11 protein-coding genes are annotated in these 12849 nt (G+C 38.6%); 1 reads left to right on the plus strand and 10 read right to left on the minus strand.

Features of this window, described 5'->3' with window-relative positions:
- Nucleotides 1-49: 49 nt before the first annotated feature.
- From BMSHG_RS18370 to BMSHG_RS18390, 5 genes are all read right to left on the minus strand, one after another.
- Nucleotides 50-1270, minus strand: coding sequence for a pyridoxal phosphate-dependent aminotransferase (locus BMSHG_RS18370; protein WP_019155929.1), 1221 nt, complete (start codon nucleotides 1268-1270; stop codon nucleotides 50-52).
- Between the two features lie 36 nt (nucleotides 1271-1306).
- Nucleotides 1307-2269 carry a 2-hydroxyacid dehydrogenase gene (locus BMSHG_RS18375; RefSeq protein WP_034659117.1) on the minus strand — a complete coding sequence of 321 codons (963 nt, stop codon included), beginning with the start codon at nucleotides 2267-2269 and terminating at the stop codon, nucleotides 1307-1309.
- A 50-nt stretch (nucleotides 2270-2319) separates the two neighbouring features.
- Nucleotides 2320-3618, minus strand: coding sequence for a TRAP transporter large permease (locus tag BMSHG_RS18380; RefSeq protein ID WP_019155931.1), 1299 nt, complete (start codon nucleotides 3616-3618; stop codon nucleotides 2320-2322).
- A 39-nt stretch (nucleotides 3619-3657) separates the two neighbouring features.
- Entirely contained in the window at nucleotides 3658-4215 is a 558-nt protein-coding gene (locus BMSHG_RS18385) for a TRAP transporter small permease subunit (protein WP_235776411.1), read from the minus strand.
- Between the two features lie 127 nt (nucleotides 4216-4342).
- On the minus strand, nucleotides 4343-5365 hold the full coding sequence (locus BMSHG_RS18390) for a TRAP transporter substrate-binding protein (RefSeq protein ID WP_019155933.1): 1023 nt from the start codon (nucleotides 5363-5365) through the stop codon (nucleotides 4343-4345).
- 225 nt (nucleotides 5366-5590) lie between these two features.
- On the opposite strand from BMSHG_RS18390, the gene BMSHG_RS18395 reads away from it, so the two are divergent.
- Complete coding sequence (locus BMSHG_RS18395) at nucleotides 5591-6340, plus strand: IclR family transcriptional regulator (protein ID WP_019155934.1); 750 nt, start codon at nucleotides 5591-5593, stop codon at nucleotides 6338-6340.
- Nucleotides 6341-6407: 67 nt separating this feature from the next.
- Here BMSHG_RS18395 and BMSHG_RS18400 read toward each other — a convergent pair whose 3' ends face one another.
- Genes BMSHG_RS18400 through BMSHG_RS18420 form a run of 5 tightly spaced genes read right to left on the minus strand, consistent with a single transcriptional unit; the run spans nucleotide 6408 to nucleotide 12690 of the window.
- Nucleotides 6408-7175, minus strand: coding sequence for a LamB/YcsF family protein (locus BMSHG_RS18400; RefSeq protein ID WP_019155935.1), 768 nt, complete (start codon nucleotides 7173-7175; stop codon nucleotides 6408-6410).
- Between the two features lie 37 nt (nucleotides 7176-7212).
- The gene (locus BMSHG_RS18405) at nucleotides 7213-8166 is read right to left on the minus strand and encodes a 5-oxoprolinase subunit C family protein (protein ID WP_019155936.1); all 954 of its coding nucleotides are present in this window, start codon (nucleotides 8164-8166) and stop codon (nucleotides 7213-7215) included.
- Entirely contained in the window at nucleotides 8154-8888 is a 735-nt protein-coding gene (locus BMSHG_RS27185; RefSeq protein WP_019155937.1) for a 5-oxoprolinase subunit B family protein, read from the minus strand. The genes BMSHG_RS18405 and BMSHG_RS27185 overlap by 13 nt, the downstream gene beginning before the upstream one ends.
- A 51-nt stretch (nucleotides 8889-8939) precedes the next feature.
- Entirely contained in the window at nucleotides 8940-10592 is a 1653-nt protein-coding gene (locus BMSHG_RS18415; protein WP_019155938.1) for a hydantoinase B/oxoprolinase family protein, read from the minus strand.
- Nucleotides 10561-12690 carry a hydantoinase/oxoprolinase family protein gene (locus tag BMSHG_RS18420; protein WP_019155939.1) on the minus strand — a complete coding sequence of 710 codons (2130 nt, stop codon included), beginning with the start codon at nucleotides 12688-12690 and terminating at the stop codon, nucleotides 10561-10563. Before BMSHG_RS18420 ends, BMSHG_RS18415 begins: the two co-directional genes overlap by 32 nt.
- Nucleotides 12691-12849: the final 159 nt, after the last annotated feature.

The raw sequence follows: 12849 nt of genomic DNA on the forward strand, positions 1-12849 counted from the left end.
ATCACAAGAGGAGTTTTTTACATTTCAAAATCTAGTTTATCAAGTACAATTATGTGTTTGTAGTATACTCTGCTACATGCTGTACGACAAATTCTTTAAACCTTCGCATTCCTTCTTCGATCGTTTCCATGTCTGTGGCGTACGACAAGCGAACATAATTTTCCATTTCAAAACTACTGCCAGGGACGATAAGTATTTGCGCATGCTCTAACAATAATTGACACAAGGTGTCGTCACTGTCAATCGTCACTCCAAAAGCACGTTTTCCAATCAATCCTTCTACACTTGGAAATACATAAAACGCTCCTTTTGGCATTGGGCATGTTATTCCCGGTATTTCGCGTAACAATTCAACGATACGTTTTCTCCGTAAATCATATTCGTTTCGCATCTTTTCCACCGGTTCTTGACTACCTTTCAAAGCTTCGATCGAGGCGATTTGAACAAAGGTTGTAGGGTTACTCGTCAAATGACTTTGAATATCAAACATCGCTTTCGCAATCTCTGGAGATGCAGCAGCATAGCCCATACGCCATCCTGTCATCGCAAAAGCTTTCGAAAAACCATTTACGACTATGGTTCGCTCAAATATGTCCTGACCAATGCTTGCAATACTTACATGCTCTTCCCCATCATAAATCAGCTTCTCGTAAATCTCATCTGAAATTACCATTAGGTCATACTTGACAATCACTTCAGCGAGTTTTTCTAACTCACTTCGTGTATAGACAGAACCTGTTGGATTAACAGGTGATGTTAATAAGACCATTTTCGTTCTATCAGTAATGTTTATTTCTAATTCTTCAGGAGTAAGTTTAAATTCGTTTTCTGGCTTTGTTTTTATTAGATTGGGCATTCCCCCTGCCAGTTTCACTTGTTCCCAATAACTAAGCCAAGCGGGAACTGGAATAATCACTTCATCTCCAGGATTTAAAATGGTAAAAAAAATATTTGATAAGGAATGTTTAGCTCCAGCAGATACGACGATTTGAGTAGGTAAGTATTTCAAACCGTTTTCCTCCCACAGCTTATCGCTAATGGCTTGACGAAGCTCCATAATCCCACCAGCAGGAGTATATTTCGTTTGCCCTTCATGAATGGCTGAAAAAGCCGCTTCACAAATATGTTTAGGGGTATCAAAATCTGGTTCCCCGGACCCAAAAATACAAATATCCATTCCTTGCTTTCGCATATCTCGCGCTTTCATCGTCAACTCTAAAGTTTTTGAGCCTTCTACCCTGGCTGCCCTATCAGATAACTTCGAATTCATAACAACTCTCCCATTTTTAAGTTTGTTCATGTTTGATTATTTTCGAACTTCCTGAGGATACACGCGATAAAGCAATTCCTCACCAGCCAAATATCTTTTAATATTCGTCATAGTGACATCTGCCATCCTCACAAGCGCTTCATAGGTTGCACCACCAATATGTGGTGTTGCGACCACATTATCTAATAACGGCAACGCATTTTGAGGTGGCTCTGCAGAAAAGACATCCAATCCAGCACCTTTAATTTGTTTCTGATTTAATGCTTCCATTAAATCAACTTCATTAATTAATCCACCACGAGAAACATTGATGATATAGGCTGATCGTTTCATCAAACGGATTGTATTCTGGTTTATCAACCCCTTATTTTTCTCCGTTAATGATGTTGATATAATGATGTAATCAGAAGTTGTTAATAGCTCTTCTAATGTTACAAATCGGACATTTAGTTCTTTAGCTGCAAGCGGATCAAGGTAATGACCATAAGCGATTGCCTCCATACTAAAGCCCATTGCTCGCTTAGCTACCGCTTTGCCGATTGCACCAAAGCCAATGATCCCGATCTTTTTCATGTAAATTTCATGGCCAACCGATAACTCCCAATGATTACTCTTCATTTCATGATCTTTTTTGGTAATATTTCTTGAAGTTGCCAACATTAAACCAAATACGTTATCGGCTACCGATTCTGCATTTTGTCCAGGAGAATTTGTAACAGCGATTCCCTTCTCATAAGCATAGTCAATATCAATATTGTCATAACCTGCACCATATTTAATGATATATTTTAACCTTGCTCCAGCATCTATTACTTCTTTATCAATTTTCACCTTAGCAACAACCAAAATATCGGTATTAGCAATCTCTTTGATGATTTCAGCTTTCTCAATCCCACGATCAGGATAAAGAGTCTCCACTTCCCCTAACTCTCTTGCCGCTTCAATAAAAGTAGGATACGCTTCATAAAAAGGGTCACGAAGCATAAATAAAATTTTCACGATTCTCTCTCCTCCGTATATCTCCTTGATGATGATGAATTCATCTCCCATTAACCAACCATTAATTTAGGAATAAATGTCACGATTTCAGGTACAGCTGTTATCACGATAACGATGAACAACATGATGACAAAAGATGGAAGGCTATATTTTGCTATCTTCCCTACATTGATACCTGTTAGCCCGTTAATAACAAAGAGATTAAATCCAACAGGTGGGGTGATCTGTGCAATCTCAATTAGGATGATTAAGAAAACGCCAAACCAAAGTGGATCAAAACCAGCTGCTATAATTAAAGGCAGTGCTAATGGCAAACTCATTAAAATCATCGAGAATCCATCTAAAATACAGCCAAGAATGATATACATAATGACTAAGATGATAATAAGTTCGTATTTTGAAAGACCCAGTGTACCGATAAATTCAGTCAATTTTGCAGGAAGACCTAAATATCCAACGGCCACTGACACATAAGCTGCTGCTATAACGATTAGCATGATCATACAATTCGTTTTAATTGATCCGATCACAGCGTCCCAAAAATTTTCCTTTGTTAAGCTTTTCGTTAAAACTCCGATGATAACTGCTCCTGCGACTCCAATTGCTGCTGCCTCAGTCGGCGTGGCCCATCCTAAATAAATGCTCCCTAGAACCAATGCCATTAAAAAGAGGACAGGCACAATAAGAGGAAGTGCCTTAAAACGATCGGACCATGAATAGGTTTCCCCTTTAGGTGCAAGATCGGGATTAATAAGACATCGTATGACGATATAACTTCCAAATGCTAAAGCCAACAAAAAACCTGGAATAACCCCAGCAATGAACAATTGGCCGATACTAACATTTGCAGATATACCATAAACAATCATCAGCATACTTGGCGGAATTAAAAACCCTAAAGTGCCTGCTCCTGCAAGACTTCCAATGCTTAGAGAAGGATTATAGCCTCGCTTTGTCAATTCCGGCATTGTAATTTTCCCAACCGTTGCAGTAGTCGCAGCAGATGAACCACTAACTGCCGCAAACAAGGCGCTTGCTACCACATTGACATGAAGTAATCTTCCCGGCAAAAAAGACATCCATGGAGTTAGTCCTTTGAACAAATTAACACTAATATTACTTCTAAAAAGAAGTTCTCCCATAAAAATAAATAGTGGTAGAGATACCATCGTTGCGCTGTTTGTTTCGTTCCATAAAATATTGGTTAAAACATTTAATGCAGGGGTGTCGGTAAAAAAAAGAAAACTAAAGAAACCCACTAGAAAAAGAGAAAGACCTACCCAAATACCACTACCTAAAAACAAAATCAACAATCCTAATATCGTTAAAGATATAACTCCTACACCCATCTTTGATGCACCCCTTACGTTAAATAATAATGATCCTTGTTATCGACCTAATGCTTCAAACTCATCAAACTCGCTTTTCGCTTCGTCCATCTGCTGGATGTTTCCTGATTTTAACTTTTGTAGCGATTGGATCATTTCAGATAAAAACTGTAAAATCATTAATAATGATCCAATTGGAAGGATCGATTGCGGAATCATCAAATAAGTTTTCGAAATTTGCATCGATTGTGTACCTGAAATTACTGAATCCATAAAGAATTGAAAAGTGGCAACTAAAATAATTGAGAAGGCTACTAATCCTATGATATAAGTATATAAGTCTAAATATATACGACCTTTTTCACCTTTTAGGACTTTGGAAAGAAATGCCATCTTTATATGTCCTTTCTCTTTTAACGTATAGGCAAGTCCTAAATAGGTCATCGCAACAAGAAAATAACCGGTGTATTCTGAAGTGATGTAAATTGTACTATTAAAAACGGTTCGAACAATCGTCTCCGTTATAATCAAAAGGACACTCAAAATCATGAGAATCCCTGCTATGTTTGCAAAAAATTTATTGATTCGATGAACCATCCTCACAAAGTTTTCCATCATCCATTCCTCCTAAGTAGGATTCTCCATTTAAAAATAAGAGATTGTCAGCATCAAAACAGAATTTTAGGATATCATGACTTTAAAAATATCAGCCGTTAAAAAGGTGATTTAACGGCTGGCTATCAATTTATCTACCTACTTCTTGATAGAATTTTTCAACTATTTCTTTTGCTTCATCTGGAGCCGTTTTTAACCACTCTTCTCTAATACTCTTCGTTGCTTCGCCAATATCACTTAATAATTGGTCGCTAGGTTCTAAAATCGTGATTCCATTCTCTTTTACAGTTGTAAGCATCTCTTCATCTGTTGCTTTTACTTCATTCCAAATTTCTTCTTCCACTTCCTTGGCTGCCTGAATAATGGCATCTTGTGTTTCTTTATCTAATGCGTTAAATTTGTCTAAATTAATTGTAAGAGCATTTGAACCAGCCAATACTCCAGCAGGGACATGATATCCTAGAACTTCCCAGAACTTACCATCCACCGCAGATACAGATGAAGTTAGCACTGAATCTATAACACCTGTAGATAAACCAGAATACACTTCACTGAAAGCCAACGGTGCTGGCGTACTGCCAACAGCTTGCACCGCAAGAGTACTCATTTCATCAAAAGATCTCATTTTCAACCCTTTTAAATCAGCTAAAGATTTTACTTCATTTTTTGTCCAAAAGCCTGATAATGGCCACGGAGCAATATAAAGTAACTTTTGATTCCATTTTTCTTCAGCTGTTTTCTCAAAATAAGGACGAGCTATGTCAAATAATATTCTTGCTTCCTCCATATTTTGAAAGAGGGACGGTAATGTTGTTAGTCCATACAATGGCTCGTCTCCTGCAACACTTCCTAAAAGAACGTCCGATGCTTCGACTGTTCCATCACGTACTACCTTTAACATTTCAGAACCTTCATATCCTAACTGTCCATCTGGTCGCAGTTCAAACTTAACTTTACCGTCCGTCGCTTCATTGACTTTTTTACTAAATGATACGATTCCTTGCCCGATATGATTGCTCTCTGGGTAACCAGAATTGACAAGCCATGTAACGGATTCGCTAGAGCCAGAAGATGACTGTCCACTACTTCCACACGCAGCTAAAATACTAGATACCAAGATTAATATACTTACCAACAAACCAAATTTTCTCATCTTCTACCTCCATCAAAATATAATTGTTTCCTTAAAAATTGCTCCCTCACGATTTTGCGTTCCAAATTTACGAATACCTATTCTAATATTTGGTATAATGCGATATTATATGAATAATCAGAATGAAACAACGAACATGTTAGATAATCTCACACAGATTTTGAATATTCACAATTTTTATATGTGAGATCATGACACAAAACCAAATAGGTAGGAGATGAAGCGATGAATAAGACGATTATTAAATCAATGGATATTTTAAATCTTTTTACAAAATATCCAAAACTAAGTTTAAATGAGATGGTAGAATTATCTGGAAAACCAAAGACATCTATCCATAGAGTTGTAAAAACGTTTGAAGAAATTGGATTCTTTGAACAGGATGAAGAAGGCTCTTATCAATTAGGCCTCCTCTTTTTGAAATATGGACAGCTCGTGTTAGAAAGACTCGATCTTCACAAAGTTGCTTACCCTTTTATGAAATCGCTTTACGAACAAACTGGGGAGAATATTATTTTAACGATCCGTGATGGAGACGAATCGATCAACATTGCCTCGATCGAATCTGATCAACCAGTAAAGATCCGTTCTAAAATAGGCGAACGAACGCCCCTTTACGCAGGAGCACCATCTAGAATCATCCTGGCATTCCTAGACGATGTTGAAATAAAAGAATATATAGCAAGAACCAGTTTGAGAAAACTCGCTGACGATACGATTACTGATCAAAATGAACTTCTACGTTCGTTAGATGATGCGCGGGAAAAGGGATATTGCTACTCCTTATCAGAAATTCAAAATCTCGGGGTCGGAATTGCAGCACCGATTTTTAATCATAATGGAAAGATCATAGCGGGGTTATCTATTGCTGGCCTGCATACTCATTTTACAGACGAGAAAACCCCGATGGTGATTGAAAAGGTAAAGGAAACAGCTAAGGAACTTTCCGTAAAACTCGGATATGAAATCAGTTAAAAACAGCCCTTCATGCTTACTCTAGCATGAAGGGCTGTTTTTTGATTCCTTAGCAAAACTTTTACATTTAGAGCCATTTTCCTAGTGGGCTGATTTCAACGCCTGCGTCTAACAATGCTTCTTTAATTTTCTTTGCAAGTGAAAGAGAACCTTGAGTATCCCCATGGAGTAACAGCGTATCCCCAACAATATCAAGATCTTTCCCATTTATTGAGGTTGCTTTCTTACGGATCACTAAATCCAGCACCTTCTCTATCACTTCGTTCTCATCTGTTATGACAGCATTCTTTTCTCTTCTTGATACTAATGATTTATCATCATTATAGCGACGGTCAGCAAAAATAACGGTTGCTGGTTTTAAGCCTTTTTTTTCAGCAAGAGCTAATAATTTCCCAGGTAAACAGATTAATATTGTATTCGGATCAAAATCATAGACGGCATCCGTGATCGCTTCTGCATAAACTTCATTAAACTGCGCCATATTGTGCAGTTGTCCATGTGCCATTACATGCTGGAGTTTGGCTCCATTTGCTTTTGCAAAGGCAAAGACAGCACCAATTTGATAAAGGACGTCCGTATACACCTCTTCATAGCTTAATATCATATCTCTACGGCCAAATCCGACGCGATCTGGAAATCCAGGATGTGCACCAATTCCCGTTCCAGTCTTAATCGCTGATTGTACCGATTTTTGGATCGTTCGAGGATCACCCGCATGAAAGCCACAGGCGATATTCGCTGAAGAAATGATTTCCATTAACGCTTCATCATTTGCCAATTCATAGCGTCCGTATCCTTCACCTAAATCTGAACAAATATCCATTTTTATGGTCATATATTGAAATACCCCTTTCTAATAGACGAATTTTTTATTATAAGTTGTTTAGCTTTAATACCCTGAGCCATTTTTCTTGTTTTTTAAATTCTAATTGTGCTTCCTCAACCGAAATAGGTTCAAAATAAATGGTCTCATTTGGTTTCTTTTGAGCTGCGAATGGCATATCCACGTCAATAACTGTCCCTATCACCGTATAGCCTCCTGACATACCACAATGGGGCATCAATAGGATAGGCGTTCCATCTCGAGGAATCTGGATGGCACCAGGAGAAATATAATAGCTTAAAATGTCTGATGTGATGATCCGGTCGAGCTTCATTCCTTCTAATCGATAGCCCATTTGATCCGAATCCTTTGATATTTTATACGGGTTAGAGGTGAAATTCTCTTTCGTCTTTTTCGCAAAAAAATCTTCATGAGGACCCCAAATAAAACGAATAACATTTTTGTTTTGGTAGATTGGGATCCGCTCAGGACGAAGCTTTCTTCCTTTTAATCTCAAATATTTGATAGCATCGTCATTCCCGCATACAATCCGATCCCCTTGTCTCAAGGTTCTACCTTCATATCCACCATATCCTGCTCGTAAAGATGTCGACTTACTTCCTAGTACTTCTTTAACCTCAATTCCTCCAGCAATGGCCACATATGTATAACAACCATCCTTATTGCTTCCAAAGGATAAAATATCCCCATCTTCAACAGGCATCACTTTCCACATCGATATTGTCTTCCCATTTAATTTCGGAGAACAATTCGCTCCACTTATCGCCAAATATCCCTCTCCATGAAATCTTAATTTAGGCCCTATAAAAGCAAATTCAATGGCAGCTGTGTTTTCATCATTTCCAACGAGAATATTCCCGATTCTAAATGCCCATTTATCCATCGCACCACCAATGGAAATTCCGTATGATTGGTACTCCTCACGTCCTAAATCTTGGATGGTTGTCAGCATTCCACTTTTTTCAATTGTTATTGATTCCATTGACGATCCCACTTTTCTTGCCTAGTTTCATCCCAGTGTTTTGCTTCTTCTGGTGTTATTCTTTTGAAGTGAATGCAATCTCCCATTTTTGCCGTGGTAGGAATGCTTTTGAAAGGATTAAAAAGCTTCATTGGGGTCCAGCCAATAATATTCCATCCCCCAGGACTTTCAATTGTGTAGATCGTACACATGTTGTTGGCAATCGCGATGCTCCCTTCAGATACTTTCAATCTGGGCATAGCCCGTCTCGGTAATCCGAGAGCAGGGTCAATTTCTCCTATATACGGGGTGCCTGCGATAAAGCCTGTCAGATAAACATAGAAATCTCGATCGAGCATTTTTTCTATCACTCTATCTCGGGAGAGCCCACATTTAATCGCTATTTCGTTTAAATCTAAAGAGTACTCCTCACCAAAAGCGATAGGAACATACACTCGTTTAGAAGTCATCGTATCGTTCTTCTCTTTACCAGGCGGATGTTTTTCGATAAAATCAAGTATTTCTGCTTCAGTAATGATAAGTGGATTGTAGCGAATCGAGATCGTGTTCATTGCTGGGATTACTTGAAGCACACCTGCTAAAGAAGTGGTGTGAAAAAGATCATGATAAAATTTAATGTGGAAACGAATCTCATTCGAAATCTCTTGGGGATAAGTAAGAATAAGTATTCTCTCACCCATTCTCCTTACTGTATAGGCAACGTTTTTCGCCAACTTTGCCATTCACACCACCTCCATGATCGCTAGAAAAAAAGAAAGAGCTTTCTAATGATTTCATGAATCGAGATCTATATTCACTCCATAATCCTTAAGCGCTGCCGCAGGTGTAATATAGCCATTTTTGAGATCATGAGATATTAAACTCTTCTCTCGCTCTGCTGGGTTTCCATATCCTCCACCACCAGGTAGCTGTAATTTAACAACCGCCTCAGGAGTTAATTTATACATCGCTTTTGAACGGGTCGCTTTCTTTCCATTAATATAAGCTTCTGCTTTTGCTCCCGATTTTCCTTCTTGCAATCCTTTTGCTCCATTATTTAGTCTGTCAATCATACTTGCGAACGTCCAATCTTGATCCGTTCGGACAGTAAATTCAATCGTTTGCCCTAAACCACCTCTGAACTTTCCGGCTCCACCAGAATCTACTCGAAGCTCTTTCTGGAGGAAGACTACTGGACTCGTTGTTTCAATAATCTCAATTGGCACTCCCCTTATTCCAGATGGAAAGGCCGTTGCCGATAAACCGTCTTTATTTGGTCTTGCTCCCATTCCACCTGCCGTGAATGGGGTAGTCGTAAAGCCTTCACCACTAATTGGCAAGCTCCAAACAGAAGAAGCGCCCTCTGCAATTATTCGATCTGGAATCGCCTGGGAAAGAGCACCCAATACACACTCAGGGGCAAAATGTCCGATCACATGCCTTGCAGCCGTCGGAACAGGTGGCTCTGCATTAACAATACTTCCTTTTGGTGCAGTTACATGTACTGGTCGGAAGCTCCCTTCATTATTTGGAATATTCGCAGCAATAGCCGCCTTTAGTACATAAGTTGTATACGCTGTTACATAATATAATGAAACGTTAATCCCCTTAGAACTTGCTGGTGAAGATCCGCCATAATCAACAGTGATTTCATCACCTACCACGGTAACAGTACATTTCAATTTAATCGGTTCATCAAAACCGTCTGTATAAATTTCATTTTCATAGACACCATCTGGTACCTTAGAAATGGCTTGACGCATTCCTTTTTCCGAACGGTTCATAATCTCTTCGCCTAGCGTGTCAATTTCCTCTAATTGAAACTCTTCCAACATTTCAACTAATCGATTTCTTGCAACTTCATTTGCAAGCACTTGTGCTTTTAAATCCCCTAATACTTCATATGGAGCACGGACATTCATCTCAATCATACGCTGAAGCGTTTCATTTAATTGTCCTTGTTCATAATACTTCAAGTAAGGAATCTGTAATCCTTCTTCAAAAATACTATCAGCTTCAGGGTTATACCCCCTTCCTCCAATATCAGCTGTATGACAAGTTGATGCAAAGAAACCTACCAATCTATTTTTATAAAAAGCGGGTGTGACAATCGTTATATCCAGCAAATGACCTGAAATTTCATAGGCATTATTTCCAATCAGTACATCCCCAGGTTTTAGAGAATGAGGGGGAAACTTTTCGAGGAAGTGTTTCACCCCAATTGCCATCGTGTTAATATGTCCAGGTGTTCCTGTATTAGCTTGGGCAATCATATTTCCGTTTGTATCAAATAATCCTGCAGATAAATCCTCTGAATCTGCTAAAATACTTGTAAAGGAGGTGCGAATTAACGTTTTTGCTTGTTCTTCTAATATCGTAATTAATCGATTCCACATAATTTGAACTTGAACGGAATCAAACGTAGTCTTTTTGTAATTGTTCGTCACTCTGTATACCTCCTTTTAAGCCCTTTTTCTTTATCATTAAATTCCCAAATGGATCAGCTGTCACTTTAAAGCCAGGACTCACCACTAATGTTGATTCAACATCTTCAATAATCGCTGGCCCTTCGATCACATGGCCATTACGAAAATCAGAAAGTCTGTATACTGGTGTTACATGATAATGATTATATTCACCATAGTAAACTTCTCGCTCACCCTTTGCACTAATCTTAGCTTCAGCCGCAGCAAGACTATAATGTAAAGAAATTTTTGGCTCAGGCCCCTTTACAACTACTCTCCAGTTCAATGTCTCAATCGCAAAGCTGTTATTAGATTCAGAGTATAACTCTTCATATTTTTCTTCAAAACTCTTCTTCATGTTTTCTAACGAATTTTCATTTAGTTCCCCATTTGGTATAGGAACACTTATCTCATGACTTTGTCCCACATATCGCATTTCACAAGTGCGGACGATTTCTGTCACATCTTTTTTAATGCCTGATTCTAAAAGTAACGTTTCCCCCTCGCTTTCCATTTCATTTAGTATGTTCATCACATAATTCCAATCAATGCTTGTTAACTGGGAATGATAACTTCTAACAAAATCAAAAGAGATCGGGGACGATAAAAAACCAAACGCCGATGCTACACCTGCTCCTGCTGGGAAAATAACTTCTTTCAAATCTAAAATAGTCGCTACATTACTAGCATGTACAGGACCGGCGCCCCCTGTGGCAAACATGGAATAATTCGCAATTTCTTTCCCTTTTTCAACAGTGTGAATCCTCGCCGCACTCGCCATATTTTCATTGACCATTCTGTGAATTCCCCAAGCTGCTTCTACAACCGAAATCCCTAAAGGCTTTGCCACTTTTTCTTCAATCGCCATAATTGCTGCCTCTTTATCCAGCTTCATTTCCCCTCCTAAGAAATAGTCTGGATTTAAATATCCTAAAACAAGGTCCGCATCTGTTACGGTTGGGTTTTTCCCACCCTGACCATAACATGCTGGTCCTGGTTGAGAACTAGCACTTTCTGGACCTACCTTTAAAAGCCCCAGTTCATCTACATAGGCAATACTTCCACCGCCAGCACCTATTTCAATCATTTCAATTACGGGTACCTTAACTGGAATTCCGCTTCCTTTCGCAAAACGATGGGAGCGGGCCACTTCGAATTCATTCGTGACAAGCGCTTTTCCACGATCCACCATGCTTGCTTTTGCCGTAGTACCCCCCATATCAAAGACTAAAAGATTTGAAATATCAGAAAGTTCACTATAAAAAACGGCGTTCATCGCTCCGCCTACTGGACCTGATTCTAATATCCGGATTGGATACTGACAAGCTGTATCTATCGTACATGTTCCGCCACCAGAAAGCATCATATGAAACTTCCCTGCAAATCCTTTTATTTGTAATTTCTTTTCTAATCTTCTTAAATACTTTTCAACTAGCGGCTTCACATAAACATTCGCAACAGTTGTTGAAGTTCGTTGATACTCTCGAATTTCCGGTGACACCTCTGAGGAAATGGAAATGATCATGTCAGGAGCGACAACAGCTGCAATTTCACGGATTTTTTTCTCGTGCACAGAGTTTTTGTAACTGTGTAGTAGACAAACTGCAACAGCCTCAACCTGCTGATTTTTTAGTTCTTCAAAAACCGTCTTTACTTCCTCTTCATCTAATTCAGTAAGCACATCCCCATTAGAAAGCAGTCTTTCAGTGACTGTATAGCGCAAAAATCTCGGCACCAATGGTTCTGGTTTTTCTAAAAATAAATCATAAAGATCGTATCGGCTTTCCGTTCCGATCTCCAATTGATCCCTAAATCCTTTTGTCGTAATTAATGCGGTTTTCACTCCTTTACGCTCAATGAGGGCATTAATCACTAATGTCGTTCCGTGAACGATGGAAGATATATCTTCATATTTGAACCCATATTTCTGTATACATTGTTCCAATCCATTTAAAAAACCATTGGAAGGATCGGGATAGGTTGTTAATGTTTTTCCGTAATAGCGATTTCCTTTTTCATCTAAAAATACTAGATCCGTGAATGTGCCTCCAATATCAATACCAACCTTTAGTTTACTCAAGCTCGAACCTCCCTAATTACTCAAATTCCGAAATTCGGTATTATAATTCTTAAATATGGAATTATTATCATTGTAGGTTGATAAAGACAGATTGTAAATGATTGTGTTAAATATTCTGACAAACCTTTTCTATATTTTCTGAATCGATTTTCGATATAA

Source organism: Robertmurraya massiliosenegalensis JC6, from assembly GCF_000311725.1.
Classification (GTDB): Bacteria; Bacillota; Bacilli; order Bacillales; family Cytobacillaceae; genus Robertmurraya; species Robertmurraya massiliosenegalensis.

Bases quoted from the DNA above. Each gene is read 5' to 3' on its own strand.
- BMSHG_RS18385 (WP_235776411.1), bottom strand. From the start codon at position 4,215: ATGATGGAAAACTTTGTGAGGATGGTTCATCGAATCAATAAATTTTTT.
- BMSHG_RS18370 (WP_019155929.1), bottom strand. From the start codon at position 1,270: ATGAATTCGAAGTTATCTGATAGGGCAGCCAGGGTAGAAGGCTCAAAA.
- BMSHG_RS18405 (WP_019155936.1), bottom strand. From the start codon at position 8,166: ATGGAATCAATAACAATTGAAAAAAGTGGAATGCTGACAACCATCCAA.
- BMSHG_RS18380 (WP_019155931.1), bottom strand. From the start codon at position 3,618: ATGGGTGTAGGAGTTATATCTTTAACGATATTAGGATTGTTGATTTTG.
- BMSHG_RS27185 (WP_019155937.1), bottom strand. From the start codon at position 8,888: ATGGCAAAGTTGGCGAAAAACGTTGCCTATACAGTAAGGAGAATGGGT.
- BMSHG_RS18400 (WP_019155935.1), bottom strand. From the start codon at position 7,175: ATGACCATAAAAATGGATATTTGTTCAGATTTAGGTGAAGGATACGGA.
- BMSHG_RS18390 (WP_019155933.1), bottom strand. From the start codon at position 5,365: ATGAGAAAATTTGGTTTGTTGGTAAGTATATTAATCTTGGTATCTAGT.
- BMSHG_RS18395 (WP_019155934.1), top strand. From the start codon at position 5,591: ATGAATAAGACGATTATTAAATCAATGGATATTTTAAATCTTTTTACA.